The sequence below is a fragment of the Microcystis sp. M090S1 genome (assembly GCF_020246295.1).
Taxonomy (GTDB): Bacteria; Cyanobacteriota; Cyanobacteriia; order Cyanobacteriales; family Microcystaceae; genus Microcystis; species Microcystis aeruginosa.
Genome location: NZ_JADBTF010000158.1, coordinates 1 through 17510 on the forward strand (window position 1 = coordinate 1; position 17510 = coordinate 17510).

15 protein-coding genes and 1 pseudogene are annotated in these 17510 nt (G+C 40.8%); 9 read left to right on the forward strand and 7 right to left on the reverse strand.

The window, feature by feature from the left end:
- Nucleotides 1–687: 687 nt before the first annotated feature.
- The 7 genes from IM477_RS07070 to IM477_RS07100 all read right to left on the reverse strand — a co-directional run bounded on the left by IM477_RS07070 (nt 688) and on the right by IM477_RS07100 (nt 7151).
- The gene (locus tag IM477_RS07070) at nt 688–1107 is read right to left on the reverse strand and encodes a YraN family protein (RefSeq protein WP_002765893.1); all 420 of its coding nucleotides are present in this window, start codon (nt 1105–1107) and stop codon (nt 688–690) included.
- A gap of 181 nt (nt 1108–1288) precedes the next feature.
- Complete coding sequence (locus tag IM477_RS07075) at nt 1289–1666, reverse strand: DUF3110 domain-containing protein (RefSeq protein WP_079209497.1); 378 nt, start codon at nt 1664–1666, stop codon at nt 1289–1291.
- Nucleotides 1667–1745: 79 nt separating this feature from the next.
- Nucleotides 1746–2207: a DUF2996 domain-containing protein gene (locus tag IM477_RS07080; protein ID WP_287731102.1), complete on the reverse strand. Its 462-nt coding sequence runs from the start codon at nt 2205–2207 to the stop codon at nt 1746–1748.
- A gap of 302 nt (nt 2208–2509) precedes the next feature.
- Nucleotides 2510–4519, reverse strand: a complete 2010-nt coding sequence (gene ligA, locus IM477_RS07085) for an NAD-dependent DNA ligase LigA (RefSeq protein WP_287731104.1) — start codon at nt 4517–4519, stop codon at nt 2510–2512.
- 14 nt (nt 4520–4533) lie between these two features.
- Nucleotides 4534–5100, reverse strand: a complete 567-nt coding sequence (locus IM477_RS07090; RefSeq protein WP_287731106.1) for a Uma2 family endonuclease — start codon at nt 5098–5100, stop codon at nt 4534–4536.
- Nucleotides 5101–5120: 20 nt separating this feature from the next.
- Nucleotides 5121–5687, reverse strand: coding sequence for a Uma2 family endonuclease (locus tag IM477_RS07095; RefSeq protein WP_079209494.1), 567 nt, complete (start codon nt 5685–5687; stop codon nt 5121–5123).
- A gap of 144 nt (nt 5688–5831) precedes the next feature.
- The gene (locus tag IM477_RS07100) at nt 5832–7151 is read right to left on the reverse strand and encodes an aminopeptidase P N-terminal domain-containing protein (RefSeq protein WP_287731109.1); all 1320 of its coding nucleotides are present in this window, start codon (nt 7149–7151) and stop codon (nt 5832–5834) included.
- A gap of 61 nt (nt 7152–7212) precedes the next feature.
- Between IM477_RS07100 and IM477_RS07105 the strand changes: the two genes are divergently transcribed.
- The 9 genes and pseudogenes from IM477_RS07105 to IM477_RS07145 all read left to right on the forward strand — a co-directional run.
- On the forward strand, nt 7213–7686 hold the full coding sequence (locus IM477_RS07105; RefSeq protein ID WP_287731111.1) for a hypothetical protein: 474 nt from the start codon (nt 7213–7215) through the stop codon (nt 7684–7686).
- A gap of 218 nt (nt 7687–7904) precedes the next feature.
- Entirely contained in the window at nt 7905–8849 is a 945-nt protein-coding gene (locus IM477_RS07110) for a PhzF family phenazine biosynthesis protein (protein ID WP_287731122.1), read from the forward strand.
- 230 nt (nt 8850–9079) lie between these two features.
- The gene (locus IM477_RS07115) at nt 9080–12142 is read left to right on the forward strand and encodes an FkbM family methyltransferase (RefSeq protein ID WP_287731113.1); all 3063 of its coding nucleotides are present in this window, start codon (nt 9080–9082) and stop codon (nt 12140–12142) included.
- Nucleotides 12143–12168: 26 nt separating this feature from the next.
- Nucleotides 12169–13524 (forward strand): FkbM family methyltransferase, encoded by a 1356-nt coding sequence (locus IM477_RS07120; RefSeq protein WP_287731115.1) that lies wholly within the window; start codon nt 12169–12171, stop codon nt 13522–13524.
- A gap of 100 nt (nt 13525–13624) precedes the next feature.
- The gene (locus tag IM477_RS07125) at nt 13625–14611 is read left to right on the forward strand and encodes a glycosyltransferase (protein ID WP_287731116.1); all 987 of its coding nucleotides are present in this window, start codon (nt 13625–13627) and stop codon (nt 14609–14611) included.
- The gene (locus IM477_RS07130; protein ID WP_287731117.1) at nt 14604–15323 is read left to right on the forward strand and encodes a class I SAM-dependent methyltransferase; all 720 of its coding nucleotides are present in this window, start codon (nt 14604–14606) and stop codon (nt 15321–15323) included. The genes IM477_RS07125 and IM477_RS07130 overlap by 8 nt, the downstream gene beginning before the upstream one ends.
- A gap of 65 nt (nt 15324–15388) precedes the next feature.
- Nucleotides 15389–16861, forward strand: coding sequence for a hypothetical protein (locus IM477_RS07135; protein ID WP_287731119.1), 1473 nt, complete (start codon nt 15389–15391; stop codon nt 16859–16861).
- 19 nt (nt 16862–16880) lie between these two features.
- Nucleotides 16881–17081, forward strand: coding sequence for a hypothetical protein (locus IM477_RS07140; RefSeq protein WP_287731121.1), 201 nt, complete (start codon nt 16881–16883; stop codon nt 17079–17081).
- Nucleotides 17082–17233: 152 nt separating this feature from the next.
- Nucleotides 17234–17449: pseudogene (locus IM477_RS07145) on the forward strand (IS1/IS1595 family N-terminal zinc-binding domain-containing protein); the annotation flags it as partial.
- Between the last annotated feature and the right edge of the window lie 61 nt (nt 17450–17510).

A 17510-nucleotide genomic window follows, 5' to 3' on the forward strand; every position in this document is an offset into this window, starting at 1 on the left:
CGATTTTACGGTACATTAGCACTAAGGAGAGAAGATGCAGGGGTTTTGAGCGATTCTAGCAGATTTAAGTGCATTTGGGAAGCTCTCAATCAAGCTAAAAGCCCTTTCCTGTAAGGTTTTTAGCTTTATTCAGCAGACCCCACATAGGTTTGTCGATTGACCTTCATCGCTGGATTTCTTTCCTTCCCACTCTGGTTGATGCTTTTTACTACTCCCCTTCTTCTTAGTTGTAAAATATCTACATCTATCAGCCACTTATCTATAGTTTTGTAACGGCAATTTTTGCTAAAAATCAATAAGTGTAAACTTTAATCACAAGGTCGATCGAGTCCTGACAAACGTGTTATCTTAAAAACATAAGGCACAAAGGAAGCGACTCAACTTCCTTCCAGGCAAAAAGACCTAGAGCCTGTGCCACCTGCTCTAGCTCAACGCAACAGCTAAATCGGACGCAGATTCTCAAAGTTTGTAAAGTAAAGTATGGTTTCGCCTCTGTTGCTCGATATAGGACAGATGGAGTGAGCCGTAATCAGCACCTGAGTCGGTAAACTGAGAAATCTTGATAGTTGACAGATAGACTGTTGTGGGTTCTGTAAACCTCTATTGTATTGAGTCCGTCAATTTTTTAGGAGTCCATATCGTTTGTACAAGATGAAGCCCGCCTCCCTAGGCGGGCCTATTGTGTTTTTAGAAAACCGCCACGAGATATTCCTGTAATTGCAATTGATAACCTGCCTGTAGCTGACAGGGATAATCAAGGGAAAACTCAGGTAAAGCTAATAGAGAACTTTTTTGACAACTAACTAACGCCACATCGAAGCGACAGCTTAAATCAGACCATTGGGGATAAAAGGCGAGAAATATCTGGGCAGCTTGGTAAATTTTCCCTTGTTTACGGTCATTGATCGCTAATTTGCCCCCTAAATCCCAATTGCCAGCACTGCGGGTTTTAACCTCGACGAAAGCGAGAGTCGCCTGAGATTTAGACAAGACGATTAAATCGATTTCACCGCCAGCACTACGCCAACGACGCTGGAGGATATGCCATTGCTGTAATTGCAACCAATCCGCCACCAAATTTTCGCCCAATTCCCCCACGGTTGTCATATTCAGTGATCAGTGATCAGTTATCAGTGGTCAGTTATCAGTGGTCAGGGAACAGGGAACAGGGAACAGGGAACAACGCCGATTTATTGTCCTGTCTTCTGACTCCGAACTCCTGACTACTGGCTACTGTCTCCTGTCTCCTAACCAAGCAGGACAATTTTCGATTTCCACAAGAGGTTTATTACAAAAGTCCTTCTAGACGACGACGGATGCTGTCTAACTCCGCATCGGGAATCTCGGAAAACTCCTCCTCGGCGGGGGGGACTTCCTCTTTTTGCCAATCCAACTCCTCGGCATTGCTTTCGGGGGGAATTACCAACATACCCGCTTCAATCATTTCCGCTTGATAGCCGGCGCCGCGACAAAATTCTGCCACTTCCTCCGAATCAATTTTCTCTACCGTGGGAGTCGGAAAATCCTGTGCCTCTAACAGCAGAGCATAACGGGTGGCATCATCTTCCGATTCAAACATCAACACCTTATTGATAGCTCCCATTTGAATGGTGTGGATACCTTCGTTTTCTGTGCCTGCGTTAAAAAGTAGTACAAATACACGCATAATTACTATTAGCGATCGATAAGCGGTGGTCGTCTATACTCATTTTACCCCCCTTCTCGATCGCTAATCCTCAGCAATTTTAGTTTCTAGTCAACCACTTTTGACCGTTAAGCCGTTGCCTGGTGTAAAACAACAGTAAATCAAGACTAACTTTCCTTTCATCGATCATAAATGATTCAAGGGTACTAGGTTGAGCGCCGCCCTCAGCTTGAGAAAAAGCTTTTTTGCCATTGATGTCTTCTTCTAAAAAATAAATGCTAAATTGACGCATTCCCTCGAGCCAATTGCCAGTTAACTGCCAACAGGGAGAGCTAGAAAAGCCCTGCACGGGAATTTTATCCTGTTTAAAGGACAGCTTTATATCACTTATACCGAGCTTTTGCAAGGCTGCCGCCAGTGCGGGCTGAAAATGCTGCTCAATAAATTCAGCGAAGGGTTTTTCCTCGACGGTTGGCTCCTTGGGTTTTTTAGCAGCCGCAGGTTGAGCCGGTTTTGCTGCTTCTGCTGCCGGAGTTGCGGGGGTGGTGGTTTCTTCTGCCATAGCAATTAATCAGGAATGGGTAGGTAGCTACAATTATATTTTCTCCCGGGTTATCAGCTATCAGTTTTTTTAGCTATCAGCTTTTATTTACCCGATTAATTAGCGATTTTTTTAGTGACGGCGTTTCTCATAAAGATGAAGTATAACCGGACAGGGCATCGTCTCGGAGTCTCCCCAAAACAAAAACCTCCTACCAGCGACCGGCGGTTTGATGAGCTTATTTTACCGTGAATGACTATGTTTGACTATATTTTTATTTAAACTTGACAATGCTTCGGCAGATTTGCTCCAATCTTAAGCTTTTAAGCCTTGATTAATTCGAGTAATTGTGCTTCGGTTAGCTGAGTAATGCCCAATTCTAGGGCTTTTTCTAGCTTAGAACCCGCCGCTTCTCCTAGCACTAAATAATCGGTTTTTTTGCTGACAGAACCCGTCACTTTCCCCCCAGCTTTTTCGATTAATTCTTTGGCCTCCTCCCGTTTGAGAGTTGGTAAAGTGCCAGTAATCACAAAGGTTTTCCCTGCTAAGGTGGCTTTAGTGGTGGTGGTTTTTGCTGCTGCGGCAAATTGTAAACCCGCTGCCTGTAATTTAGCGACTAAATCCCGATTAGCCTCGATTCTAAACCAATCATAGACCGATTGAGCGATTTCTTCACCGATACCATAGACAGAGGCTAAATTAGTCACGCTGGCGTTAGCTAACTCCTCCACAGTCCGAAAACTTTCGGCGAGAATTTTGGCGTTAACGCTGCCCACATAGCGAATTCCTAGCCCATAAAGTACCCTCGACCAGCTTTGATTTTTGCTCTGAGCCATAGCTGTAATCAAATTTAAGGCTGATTTCTCGCCCATTCGGTCTAATTTGGCAATTTCCGTTTTTTCGAGGCTGTAGAGGTCAGAAATGGCGGTAACTAATCCCTGTTCAATCAGCAAAATCACCACTTTTTCCCCTAATCCCCGGATATCGAGGGCATCGCGACTAGCCCAGTGTACTACACTTCCCCGCAAAATCGCCGGACAGGAACTATTAACACAGCGCGTCACCGCTTCCCCCACCAGACGAACTAGGGGAGATTGACATTCAGGGCAATTAGTGGGCATCTGGAAGGGTAAAGTCTGGTTAGGACGCAATTCGGGCAGGATTCTCACCACTTCTGGGATAATTTCCCCCGCTTTGCGGATAATTACCGTGTCACCGATGCGGATATCTAATTCGGCCACTCGATCGCTATTATGTAAAGTAGCCCTTTGTACGGTGGTTCCTGCTACCTGTACCGGTTCCATCACCGCCATGGGTGTAACCGCGCCAGTGCGTCCCACATTGACGATAATATCTTTAACTACCGTGGGGACTTCTTCGGCAGGATATTTTAAAGCGATAGCCCACCGGGGGAATTTTTGGGTGAATCCTAACCGATTTTGTCGCTGTAAATCGTTGATTTTGACTACGACACCATCGGTCATGTAGGCTAATTGATGACGTTTTTCTTGCCAATCTTGATAGTATTGCGCCACTTCTTGCAGGGATGGACAGAGTTGACGGTGGGGATTAACCAGAAATCCCATGGTTTCTAATCTATCTAAGGATTGCCATTGAGTAGTGATATTGTTATCGTCTAAATGCAGGGTATAGGCAAAAAATTGTAAGCGTCTTTTATCAACTATTTTCGGATCTAATTGTCGTAGGGTTCCCGCTGCCGCATTGCGGGGATTAGCAAAGAGAGATTCCCTTTTTTCTTCTCTTTCTTGATTGATTTTATCGAAGGTATCGACGGGTAAAAAAGCTTCGCCGCGCACTTCCACAATTGCTGGGGGATTATCTATATTTAAGCGTAAAGGAATAGAGCGAATTGTCCGCACATTGGGGGTAATATCTTCGCCAGTGACTCCATCCCCTCTAGTAACACCTCTGACTAAAAAGCCGTTTTTGTAGGTTAAAGCTAACGCGGAACCATCAATTTTTAATTCACACACATATTCCGTGTCTTGGCTTTCATTTACATATCTTTGCCAACGGCTGCCCCATTTATTTAATTCTTCGAGGTTAAAGGCATTTTCGAGACTATACAGGGGAATATTATGAGGGACAGAAACGAATTGACTAGAGATTTTATCCCCGACTCTTTGGGTGGGACTATCGGGGGTGATTAATTGGGGATAACGCTTTTCTATGTCTTCTAATTCCCGATAAAGTTGATCATAAACGCTATCGGGTATAAAAGGATCATCAAGAACATAATAAGCATAACTGGCTCTTTGTAGTTCTGTTTTTAGTTGTTGGCAACGTTGTTGGATTTCTAAGGGGATAGTCATAATCGTTAATAATGCTACTGTGCAAAGACCATTTGAGGAGTTAATTGTAAATCGGGAAATGTTACCGATATTATTCTATCTTCGTTGTGAAATTCTGCCAGTTCATAAAATCCCGAAATCAGGGTTAAAACCGATATTTTTACAGCAATAGGATCGATAATCCAGTATTCAGGAATGCCTCTCACTGCGTATTCTGAACGCTTATAACGGTAGTCATCATCGGCATTACCGGGGCTAACAATTTCTATAACTAAGAGGGGAGGAAATTCAATCACTGCTGTGGTCATATTTCTAATCTCTTGACATTGTTCAGCAGTTAAAATCATTAAATCTGGAATTCTCGATTTAGCTTTATCGGTGCGAATTCCCACCGTAGCGGGCATAACTTTCCAAGTTAGATTTAATCTTTTAATTTCTGCCATTAAATAATCATAAATAAAGGCAAGAATTAGAGCATGAAAGCCACTAGCAGGAGGCATAGAAATTAATTCTCCGTTAAATAATTCGTACTTATTATCTGTGGAGTCCTGATAATTTAAATATTCTGTAAAGGTATATTTTTTTGGTTTGGTAGCAATCATGATAACCTCCAGCCAAGATTTTAGTATTCAAAGACCATTTGAGGAGTTAATTTTAAATCGGGAAATGTTACCGATATTATTCTATCTTCGTTGTTAAATTCTGCCAGTTCATAAAATCCAGAAATCAGGGTTAAAACTGATATTTTTAGAGCCATAGGATCGATAATCCAGTATTCAGGAATGCCTCTCACTGCGTATTCTGAACGTTTATAACGGTAGTCATCATCGGCATTACCGGGGCTAACAATTTCTACAACTAAGAGGGGAGAAAATTCAATCACTGCTGTGGTCATATTTCTAATCTCTTGACATTGTTCAGCAGTTAAAATCATTAAATCTGGAATTCTCGATTTAGCTTTATCGGTGCGAATTCCCACCGTAGCGGGCATAACTTGCCAGTCTAATTGTAGCCTCTCTATTTCCCTTTCTAACACCTTAAATATATATCTAAGTATCAAAGCATGAAAGCCACTAGCGGGCGGCATAGAAATTAATTCTCCGTTAAATAATTCGTATTTATTATCCGTGCAGTCTCGATAATTTAAATATTCCGCAAAGGTATATAATTTTTCTTTGGTGACAACCATAATAATCTCTAGAAAAAACTTAATTGAATCTCCTTAAGGGGGGTAGGGTTGATTCATGAATCAACCCTACCATGAATCAACCCTACTATGAATCAACCCTAGGGTTAGGGGGAATCTGACAATTTTTAACACCTAGCTTTTTACTTAAGATTCGATATCCTCAACTTTTTTGGGAACCGTTGCAGTTAAAACCTCATTTCCTGTGGCAGTAACTAACACATCATCTTCGATACGGATACCGATACCCCGCCATTTTTCCGGCACTTCCGGCTGTCCTTCAGCCGGTTTAATATCGGGGGAGATATAAATCCCCGGTTCCACGGTTAAAACATGACCAGGCTGCAAAGTTTGCCAAGTTTCTTCGTTAACTTTATAACCTCCTGCATCATGGACATCTAATCCTAACCAATGACCGGTTCTGTGCATATAAAAAGGCTTATATTTTTCCTCTTTAATTATCTCATCAATGGGGCCGACCAATAGCCCTAAATCCACTAATCCCTCCACAATTGTCCTCACGGCTGTGTCATGAAAAAGATTATAAGGATTACCGGTTTTTACCACTTCAATCGCCTTTAATTGAGCTTCCAGAACAATTTCATAGATAATTTTTTGTTCGGGGGTAAATTTACCATTAACGGGAAAAGTGCGGGTAATATCACCGTTATAGTAATTGTAGGCACAACCGGCATCAATTAATAAAAGCTCATTTTCTTGTACTTGGCGATTATTGTTGATATAGTGCAGAATACAGGCATTAGCACCACTAGCGACAATAGAAGGATAAGCAGGACCCATACCCCCTTCTAGGCGAAAAGTATGCTCAATTTCCGCTTGAATTTGATACTCGTAGTGACCAACTTTGGTGAATTCTCTGGCCCGATTATGTGCCTGGGCCGAAATAGCGGTTGCTTTGCGAATATTGTCCAATTCGGCCTCGGTTTTCAGTAAGCGCAAAGGATGGAGAATAAAATTAGTATCCTCTAAAGCAGTCGGTCCGGTGCCGCGACGGGGAAAAGTGGCGATTAATTTTTGCCAGTGATTAAGAACGTTTGTATTAAAAGTTTTGTCCCGTCCGAGATGATAATAAATTCGTTCGGCTTTTTCGAGATATTGGGGTAATTTTTCCTCCAATTCTTGGATAGAATAGGCCTCATCAGCACCAAAAATCTCCTTTGCTCCTTCCACACCGTGGAGATAGCCGGTCCAAGTTTCTTTTTCTGGGTCTTTTGGCTGCACGAACAGGATAAACTGATGTTCGGGGTGATGGGGTGCTAAAATCGCCACCGCATCGGGTTCATTAAATCCTGTCAGGTAAAAAAAGTCACTATCCTGACGATAGGTGTATTCTACGTCATTGTGCATGACCGCCATGGGCGCACTGCGAAAAATTGCGGTTCCATGGCCGATTTTTTCCATTACCTGCTGACGACGCTGCTGAAACTCTCTGCGATCGATGCCCATAGATATTCCTAAAAATGTCACAATAAGTCTTAGAGTCTATTATCGCTAATCTTTTTAGTTTATGACCCCTGAAGAACCAGATTTTTCCCAAGATATCATCGAAAGGCGCGAGTTTACCCTAGCAGATTTTATCGCTCAAGAGGGGGCGGATTTCCTCAAAGGGGAATCTCCTGTCCCCAAATTAGTGCAGGTAAGGACTGAAATTAAACAGTTTATTGCCGCTAATTTAGGGGATTCTTCGGGAGCTTTGCAGATAATTTTACAGCTTATCGTTGATGAAGAATTAACAAAAGTCAGTCAAAATTTAGATAATCCCGTTCAAGCTTTACAGTTAATCCTAGAAGAAATTTTAGACAATCAAGAATTACTCTATGAATTAGTACACCGAGTCGATGTGAAATGGGGACAATTATACGGGGAACGTCCCTATTTTCAAAAACCCAATCAGAAACCTCACCCTGAAGACGAATACACTCACAATTCCGTTAGAGATAAGTTAGTCAGTTTATTAGCCAGATTAGAACCGAATAAGTAGTAGAGCCTGTAGCAGCTATGAGGAGACTCCGAGACGATGCCCTATCAAGACATACCTTATCTTTAGGAAAAACTCTGTATTTTAATTATTTCTTAATAAACAGAGACTAACAGGACTGACGGGGAGAATCTATCCCTAGACAGAACGCCGGGGCGGTCACGGGTGAAAATAGTTGTAAGATGAAAAAATTCTCCGATAACTGTTGCTCTATCCCCCGCGTGCCTATCTATTCCTACTATACCGCCGATGTTTTTAGCGATCGCATTTTTGGCGGTAATCCCCTGGCGGTTTTTCCGGAAGCGTCTGGATTAAACCCCACCCAGATGCAAAAAATCGCCGCCGAATTTAACTTCTCGGAGACAGTCTTCGTTTTTCCGCCAGAAACACCCCAAGGCACTAAAAAAGTCCTGATTTTTACCCCCAGTACCGAATTACCCTTTGCTGGTCATCCTACCGTCGGCACGGCCTATATTTTAGCCCTAATCGCTGCTATTCCCCCCCACCAAGAAACCACGATTTATCTGGAGGAAGGAGTCGGTTTAGTACCGGTAAAAATTAGCATGGAGGGGGAAAAACCGGTCTATAGTGAGTTAAAAGTGGCACAATTGCCAGAATTAGTGACGGATACTTATGCTCTCGATGATTTAGCGGCGATTCTTTCCCTCAGCGTTGCCGATTTCTTACCCGGTTATCCCCCCCGCGCCTTTTCCTGTGGCCTTGCTTTTTTATTCATCCCCGTTAGAAACCGAGATGTTTTAGGGAAAATAAAACTAAATCTAAGTCTCTGGTCATCATTATTGGGACAATCCCCCGCTAATTCCCTTTTTGTCTGCTGTTTTGACCCAGAATCACCCCAATATCGTATTTATGGCCGAATGTTTGCCCCCGGTTTGGGAGTTATGGAAGATCCCGCCACCGGTTCGGCTGTGGCCGCTTTAGCGGGCTACCTAGGGGGGTTAGAATCTTCTAGGGAAGGGATGAATCAATGGACGATAATTCAAGGGGTGGAAATGGGCAGACCCAGCAGTTTACAATTAAAGTTTCAGAAAAACAACCGTGAAATTACGGAAGTTTCTGTGGGTGGTGCATCAGTTCTAGTCTGCCAAGGCAAGATGATAATTCCCGATGGGGAAACAAAAAGCGATATAAAAAGGTCATTGTGAGAGCGGTCGCCGAAGTTAGTAAAAAGGAAATGAACAATCTTAAAACATTAAGCATTGCAAGGATCAATCTCCGTTTTGTGGGATGGATGAGAATAAATTTGACAGGGTATATCGAAAAATATAAAATTTCTAGAGGGATAACCAAGAACGAGTTTATACCTTTTTTTTCTGAGAAAACCTGTCAGAGTCAATGGAATGTCTATAGTTAAAGTCTATTATAATTAATCATTATGCTCACCTCTTATCAGGAACTACAAAAAGAACTTAGTTTGTCGTTACAAGACTTAAATAGTTTTGCCGAAAAATTCCAAGAAAGTTATAATGTTATCGTCTCACCCAACGAGGTTAACGAGCGGCACGGGGTGGGCGTTCTTTTAAAGAGAATTTTCCCTGATACCAGTGGGATAGTCTCCTTACGAACCACTAATCTCTACGGAGGGGAGCAAGATTTTGGCGTTCAGAATTTTTGTCTAGATGTGCGCGGTTGTTCCTACGGGGAAATTTTAGTAAAAATCCAAAATTTATTTGTTTATTTAAAACCGAAAAGAGTCTTAGTAATTCCCTACTTTGTCGAAGATTTTTATGTAGCCACAGCGATTAAATCTCTCTTTCAAGTACCCGTTTGTACCTACCTGATGGATGATCAGAATGTCTATGTTGATGGCGTTGACGATGAAGCCGTTCAGAAATTACTCGATAGCAGCGATCTAATTTTAGGCATTTCTAAGCCCCTTTGTCAAGCCTATAGCAAAAAATACGAAAGGAAAATTTGGTTTGTACCGCCCCTAGTGGAAAGTTATTTAATGCCTCCAGAAATTACCGCACCCGATTCTATGGCAAGAGGGATTTTGATCGGTAATATCTGGTCTCAGACTTGGTTAGAAAATCTCAGGCAATTATGTCGAGAATCCCAGATCAAATTAGATTGGTATGGCAATCCTAATCGTCAATGGTTGCAATTCCAAGAAGCAGAGTTAGAACAAGATGGTATCTTTTTTAAAGGTTACTGCAGCCAAGATGCTCTCATCTACTACTTACGTCAAGCCCCTTTTGCAATCGTTCCCACCGCCAGTTCTGAAAACGAACAAGAGCGGCCCGAATTCGCCTGTTTGAGTTTGCCTTCCCGCATTCCCTTTATTACCGCCGTTGCTAATACTCCGATCATTATTGTTGGCCGTGAAGATAGTGCCGCCGCTCAGTTCGTCAAAGAATTCGACCTAGGAACTGTCTGTGATTATAAAGCTCAAAGCTTATTAGCAGAAATAGAGAAACTGCAAATAGAAAGCAATCAACTGCGGTTCCGTTATTCCAGTCAAAAATTAGCCAAAAGCTTAAAAGCCGATAATTTTGATGATTGGCTCTGGAGATCCTTAGAACAAGGAAAACCCATCGATAATCGCTTTGAACAATTCGAGAAAAATAGCCTTAAGTGTAGTGTGATCGTTACCGCTAGTGAAGTCAATCAAAGTCACGGGACAGGAGCCTTGGTCAGAAGAATCTTTCCCGATGATAGCGAGATTATTTCCATCCGTTCCGATAATCACTATGGTGGTGAACAACAATTCGGGGTCTTAAGCTTCCACCTTGACCATAAGAAAATGTCGCGACCAGCGATATTTCAATCAATTCTACAAACTCTCGGACACCATCAAGTCCAAAAAGTTTTTTGTGTCCCTTATTACGCCAGCGATATTCTGACAGCGATCGCTATTAAGGAATTATTTAACGTTCCCCTTGCCACCTACATCATGGACGATCAGAATATCTGCGTTCAGGAGATTCCCGATGCTTTAATGAAAGAGTTTTTAAGCAAATGTTCCGTTCGTTTTGCCACCCATCCCGAACTCCGCGACGCTTACGAGAATAAGTACGGCTACAAATTTTGGCTCCTACCGGCGATCGTTCCCCACCGTCTCATTAATAGTGAAGTTGCCGAAGTTTCTCCCCAACGCTGTCAAGAAAAATGGGGAGCTTTATTAGGGAGCATTTGGAGTCGCCAATGGTTCCAATCTCTGTTAGAGAGTATTCAAGGGGCAGGGATTAAACTAGATTGGTATGGCAATTCTAACTATTATTGGCTCAAAGAATCTGCCGCAGAATTAGAAAAATGGGGACTTTATAGCCAAGGACTTTATCCCGAAGAACAACTAGGACAACAACTACAAGCATATCCCTTTGTTATTGTTCCCACCGGAACCATGGACGAAAGAGATGATCGGACACAATTGTCTCGCCTTAGTTTACCCGGCCGGATTATTTTTAACCTCGCCACCGCGAACACCCCAGTAATTCTTTTAGGCAGTAATAAAACCTCGGCGGCTAACTTTATTAATCGCTTTCAAATCGGTGTGGTTTGTGATTATACACCTGAAAGTTTGGCCGCAGCCGTGGACTACGTTCTTCAACCAGAAAATCAGCAAAGAATGCGAGAAAATGCCGTTAAAGTAGCAGCCAAATTCTCCGATAAAGGGATCGATCAATGGGTGTGGCAGTCCCTAGAAAAGGAACAAGCGGCCGATGACAGATTTGAAGCGATTTTACCTCGATCGCCGATCGATTTAGTTCACTTTATTGAACCCCCCGTTCCCGCAATTATTTATAAAGATTATGCTCAAGTCTATCAAGTGATGCGACGTTTACGAGGGCAAAAATATCAGCCAGATTTTGTGGTTGATGTGGGAGCTTCCCACGGTATTTGGTCTCATACCGCTAGTCAATTATTCCCTGAAGCTCGCTTTATCCTCATCGATCCGCTAATCTCAAAATACGAGCAATCGGCCAGAAATTACTATATCTGTAATATTCCTAAAGCGGAATTACTAGAAATTGCCATCTCTAATCAAGCTGGTCAGTTAAGTTTTCAGGTTTCCCCCGATTTATACGGAAGTTCCTTGCTCACTCCCGCCGATTTTAGAAACTATGAAACGATTACAGTGGCGGTAAAAACCCTCGATCAGGTGGCGACAGATCAGCAAATTTCTGGCAGAGGAATATTAAAATTAGACGTGCAATGTGCCGAGCATATCGTTTTAGAAGGAGCCAAAGAATTTATCGCTCAGGTGGATTTAGTCGTTGCTGAACTCTCCTTTATTCGCTATGATCAGAACGCTCTCGTCTTCAATGAAATGCTTAATCTTTTGGATCAGCTTGGTTTCCGTTATTATGACGAAACCGGCGAATGGAGATCTCCCATTGATGGCACACTTCTCCAAAAGGAAGTGGTTTTTATTCGTCAGGATTTGTTAGTTCCCGAAACTAGCCGCAAAATTGAAAATTCTCCCAGTCAAGCTTAAGACAATTTACCTAATCACTAGCCAAAATGATCAAGAAATTATTAGCCAAAAATAAGATAGTTCAGCGAGTTAAAGCGGTCAAAGATTTATTTCTAGAAAAACTTGATTCACTCAGTCATGTCCAACTGGAACAAATCCAAAAACTGGAGAAACTTAATCAGCTTGATCCCTTAGATTTTAAGGTTGAGCAACTCAATAACTCCACGGAGCAAATCCGACAAGAAAATGCAGAAACCAAGCGAAAGGCTGATTTATCACTGGAAAATCAAGCCTTTTTGCTCAAGTTTTCCGTTGATCTCGTCCAAGGCATTCAACAATTTAACCAAGATTCCCAGCAACAACAGCAAGCTATTTATCAGGCGATCAAAAGAATTTATCAAGATTCTCAACAACAACAGCAAGCTATTTATCAGGCGATCGAAAGAATTTATCAAGATTCTCAACAACAACAGCAAGCTATTTATCAAACTTTTCAAGCATTTCAAGAGGAAACACGAGAACGTTTTCAACTTAATCAACAAGTGCTAAGTAAAGTTTATGAATATCTTCATAATTATAAATTTAAGGTTGTCACTAATCAATCAAATTTTCAAGGGATTGAAGTTGAATTGATGTGTTATTTATACTCCTATCTTCCCTATCCTTCTGCCTTAGATATTGGAGCCAATCAGGGGGATGTAACAGAACGACTATTGCAAACAGGCTATGAAGTTTATGCCTTTGAACCGTTTTTACCCGTTGTGGAAAAATTAAAAAATCGTCTATCTAATTTCTCTAATCTTCAGGTTTTTCCTTTAGCATTAGGAGCGATAAATGAGGAGAGAGAGCTTCACCTAGTCGGGGATCAAAATCTAGTTAATGACCCCAATAGTCAACCCCTTTATCCTGACGCTGACTATACTCTACTGAGCAGTATTAACATCCATTCGTTACCAGAAGGAATGGTCTTTACAGAAACAGTCCCTATTACGGTGACAACTCTGGAAACCTTACATCAGCAACAGCAGGTTCCCTCGGAAGTTGGTTTGGTAAAAATTGATACCGAAGGTTTTGACTTACAAGTTATTCAAGGGATGGGTGACTATCGTTACCCTGTGGTAGTTGCTGAGTTTTGGGATGAAAAGTTTCCTTTTGGTGAGTTTGGGGTGGACAACCGCTTACCGAGTCTTGTCGAAGCAATGAAATTACGCGGCTATCATTGGTTTATTGTAATTTATCGAGTATTTCCTAATAATGAGGTGAGTTTTTATTGTAATCACTTAATCTCCGTTGGTAGTTCATGGGGAAATGTTTTCTTTTTTCAAGAACATTCTGTTTTTAGTGAAGCACTTAAATGGTGTTCTTGTGTCATGCCCGCAACTTACTTCTCTAATGCCTATTAACCGACTCTTTATACAGTCAATTTTGTATTTTCTCTTGAGTTATCTATTGTTTTGTGAACAAAATGTACTTGCCGATCCCCCAAGATGGAGTCTTGTTTTTATGAAGTATGCTAATAATACTTGCGATCAAATCCTTTTTGTTATTCCCGTATTTAATGATTGGGAGTCTCTGTCAGTACTATTGTCGGACTTGGATTGTGCTCTTAAACAAAATCAAAAGGTTGGACAAATTCTTGCCGTTGACGATTCATCTAATAACGAATATGGTAATCTGCCTCTCAGAAGTCTGTCTGCAATAGAAAGTGTTTTTGTTCTACACCTAAAGCGTAATCTGGGGCATCAGCGAGCAATCACCATTGGCTTAGCTTATGTTCAAGAAAATTTTCAAACAGATATAGTAGTCGTGATGGATGGAGACGGGGAAGATAGCCCAAATGAAGCGATGAGACTTATTGACTGTTGCCAAACTGAAAACCTCAATAGCGTCATTTTTGCTCGTCGTAGTCAGCGTTCTGAACCTTGGCAGTTTCAACTATTTTACAAAACTTATCGTGGTATATACTGGATGTTAACCGGTTTCAATATTCAGGTAGGGAACTTCAGTGTCATCCCATTTCGACTACTACCTAGATTGACAGTAGTTTCAGAAATCTGGAACCATTATGCGGCTGGCATTTTGAAAGCAAAAATACCATGCAAGGATATTCCCACTCGTCGTGCAAAACGCTATTGTGGAAAATCAAAAATGAACTTTACCTCCCTGGTTACCCATGGCTTGAGTGCTATATCTGTATATGGCGAGAAAGTAGGAGTTAGGCTTCTTCTTGCTTCCATTGCGCTAATGCTAGTTGCGATCACATTAGTCCTTGTTGTGATAGCTATTCGTTTAATGACCAACTGGGCAATACCAGGATGGGCTTCTTTTCTCCTGATTGTGCTTTTTTCTGTTATACTCCAGATGTTTACTATATCCCTAGCATTTATCTTCCTTATACTTAACGGTAGAGATAACACTAACTTCTTGCCCATAAGAGACTATCACTGTTTTGTACTGTCAACAAGTTCCTTGTATACAAAAAATGAATAACTACAAGTACATTGGTTCTGAATTAAATCTTTTTGGACTAGCTAAGAACTGGAAAAAATACTGCTATGTCGTGATTAACAAGTATCTTGGCGAGGACGTACTCGAGGTCGGTGCCGGTATTGGTAGTGCGACAAAATCGTTGTGTTGTTCTAGTCATAGGCGTTGGTTGTGTCTTGAACCCGATAACTCCCTGGTCGAAACTCTGGAAAGCAGGACCGATCTGCCAGTTTGTTGTGAAATCCAACAAGGCACCCTATCGAACTTATCAGAAAAGGAGCAATTTAATACAATAATTTACATTGATGTTTTAGAACATATCGAAGACGACCATGGAGAAATCAAACTGGCTGTTAAACATTTGCAACCAGGTGGCTTTTTAATCGTTCTATCTCCAGCCCACCAATGGCTCTTTTCTGAGTTTGATCTGGCTATTGGTCACTACCGGCGTTACAACAGAAATACCCTTAAAAAACTCACTACGAACGGTCTATTACCTATCCGATTTCTCTATCTAGATTCGGTGGGACTGTTGGCATCTTTAAGTAACAGATTTCTTCAACAAAAAACGCCCACTCTTCAACAAATAAAACTATGGGATCGATTAATGGTACCCATCTCAGTAATACTTGATCCTGTGTTGAGGTACAATTTGGGGAAGTCAATTGTAGGAATCTGGCAAAAAGAATATTCACTAGAGTGCAAAAAGCATTGAAATTGCTCAAGCAAGCGAACCAATTTTCTTGTTGCAGAATTTATTTGATAAACGAATCATCCCTTATGAAAACTAAATCAAACTCTCAAAAAAGAAAAGTTACTTTTGATTTAAATCTTTCTAATATTGTATTAACCATATTAGTCGTTGCCTGTGTTGTTTTACATTCCTCCATGGGAAGACCCATTTGGATAGATGAATTTTTGCATTTTGCTCTAGGAAGTTATGAAAACACAACAAACGCATGGAATGTCATCCAGAAGTCAATTCTTGGGATAAACCATGGGCAGACTGGAATTTATATGTTATTGGATTATTGGTTACTGAAATTAGGGGGAGCTAGTGCTTTTTGGTTAAGGTTACCTAGTATTTTGTCTGGAATAATACTTTATCTTGCTGCAATTGCGCTTTTTCGGATATGGAAAATGCCTCTCGTTTGGCAAATTATGGGAGTTCTAGCAATTTTTGGACAGAATCAAACAATGTATTATCTTGGTGAAGCTCGTCCCTATATGCCTCTAGTAGCAGCTACTGTTTGTACCTTCACATATTACTCTTTGCCCGATCAAAAAAGAGAAAGCCTAATTGGTTTTAGCTTTGGTATTTTTTCTGTTCTTATAGGGATATTATTCCATCCTTATTTTATTTTTTACTGGTTTGCAATAGTTTTAATTACTTATTTACAACAAATTATTGAAATTAATAACAATTTTAAATTCTCCTTCGCTAATGCTTTGAAACATATAAATTTATGGATATTACTATTGGGAAATGTAGTGTTTTTTGTTCTGGGCCAATTAACTTGGATGAGAGGCAGACCAGATTTTCAATTTAACTTTGACCCATTCCAATGGGTTAAAAGGGAAGATCTAGTTAAGACCTTTTTTTCTTTCAGCCATTTCGAGTTTTTAGGAGAATATATCTGGATAGTTTTTGGGCTATCTATTCTGTCAGTAGTCCTAGTGCTTTTGCTTGCGACTAATAAGATAAGAGCTTTGCGCACGATAGTGACTCCATGTCTTGTATTAATTGCTTCAATGTTAATTTCTATATTCCTATCGTATGTTTCACTACTTAATCATTACTGGATTCTTCCGCGTCAGTGGGTAGCATCGTCAGCTCTCACTGCTATTAGTTTTGTATGGTTATTTTATTCTTTATCGTCACAAATATCTAAGATTAATTATCACTTAGGATTAGTGTGGATATTTTTCTTGTTGATACCAGTATTGTTACAGGCAAGACTAACCGCATACACTAACTTCGAGAAAATGAGAGAATTTTCTCAAGTTTCTCCGGATACCTCAGAAATCTCATTTATGACAACTGGCAAGGAATCATTGGTTGACTATTTTGAGTTTCCAGAGAGACTAAATACACAAAAAAATAGTAAAGATCTGGTTAACTTTTCTAATAAATATTGGGTTGCTCTTGCTAATGAAAATATTAGGCAAGGAGGAAAAGTATGGAAAGGCTTTAGGGGATTTTACACCCCCCCCACTGAAAAATTTATCAAGATGCCATTTATGAAAAAATAAGTTTTGACATTCCCACGATATGAAAAGAAAAATTGAAATTCCTTTTTTCTCAATCAAGTCTTCTCCTCTAATTATCTATGGACTTTTAGGCATTGTAGTTTGGATTGCCCATTTTCTGTTTTTTCAATCCTTTGGATTATACGAAGACGATTGGGCTTTTACAGGGAATGCGATGAATAACTCCCTGAGTCAAAACATCGAGGGGGTAATGATTCGGTAGTAGTGGCGTAGCTCTCTTGCTTACCTGGTATGAATTGTGTAAAATATTTATTAATAAAAATAATTGGAACCCAATCAGTCTTTAAACCTCTAGCTTGATCATGACTTTTCTGATAAATATCTTTTTCTGGCTCCTGTCTGGCTTACTCAAATATCAGTCTAGCACCGAACAAAGTCCCCCCTTCACCTCTATTCCCCTGTCCTAATTGTGGTTCTCACCATACTATCAAGAATGGTTCTATTCATAATGTAAAACCCAAACGTCAAGGTAAAGAATGTGGTCGTCAGTTTGTGATCAATCCCACTAATAAAACTGTCTCTGACGAAACCAAACAATTAATTGATAAACTCTTACTCGAACGAATTTCCTGACGAGGAATTGCTAGAGTAACAGGGGTAAGTTGGTCATGGTTACAAAACTATGTCAACA

Excerpts from the sequence above, each read along its gene's own strand:
- IM477_RS07125 (WP_287731116.1), top strand. The coding sequence starts at position 13,625 with ATGAAGTATGCTAATAATACTTGCGATCAAATCCTTTTTGTTATTCCC.
- IM477_RS07075 (WP_079209497.1), bottom strand. The coding sequence starts at position 1,666 with ATGCGTGTATTTGTACTACTTTTTAACGCAGGCACAGAAAACGAAGGT.
- IM477_RS07090 (WP_287731106.1), bottom strand. The coding sequence starts at position 5,100 with ATGATTGCTACCAAACCAAAAAAATATACCTTTACAGAATATTTAAAT.
- IM477_RS07140 (WP_287731121.1), top strand. The coding sequence starts at position 16,881 with ATGAAAAGAAAAATTGAAATTCCTTTTTTCTCAATCAAGTCTTCTCCT.
- IM477_RS07105 (WP_287731111.1), top strand. The coding sequence starts at position 7,213 with ATGACCCCTGAAGAACCAGATTTTTCCCAAGATATCATCGAAAGGCGC.
- IM477_RS07070 (WP_002765893.1), bottom strand. The coding sequence starts at position 1,107 with ATGACAACCGTGGGGGAATTGGGCGAAAATTTGGTGGCGGATTGGTTG.
- IM477_RS07080 (WP_287731102.1), bottom strand. The coding sequence starts at position 2,207 with ATGGCAGAAGAAACCACCACCCCCGCAACTCCGGCAGCAGAAGCAGCA.
- IM477_RS07130 (WP_287731117.1), top strand. The coding sequence starts at position 14,604 with ATGAATAACTACAAGTACATTGGTTCTGAATTAAATCTTTTTGGACTA.
- IM477_RS07135 (WP_287731119.1), top strand. The coding sequence starts at position 15,389 with ATGAAAACTAAATCAAACTCTCAAAAAAGAAAAGTTACTTTTGATTTA.
- IM477_RS07120 (WP_287731115.1), top strand. The coding sequence starts at position 12,169 with ATGATCAAGAAATTATTAGCCAAAAATAAGATAGTTCAGCGAGTTAAA.
- IM477_RS07100 (WP_287731109.1), bottom strand. The coding sequence starts at position 7,151 with ATGGGCATCGATCGCAGAGAGTTTCAGCAGCGTCGTCAGCAGGTAATG.
- IM477_RS07095 (WP_079209494.1), bottom strand. The coding sequence starts at position 5,687 with ATGGTTGTCACCAAAGAAAAATTATATACCTTTGCGGAATATTTAAAT.
- IM477_RS07115 (WP_287731113.1), top strand. The coding sequence starts at position 9,080 with ATGCTCACCTCTTATCAGGAACTACAAAAAGAACTTAGTTTGTCGTTA.
- ligA (WP_287731104.1), bottom strand. The coding sequence starts at position 4,519 with ATGACTATCCCCTTAGAAATCCAACAACGTTGCCAACAACTAAAAACA.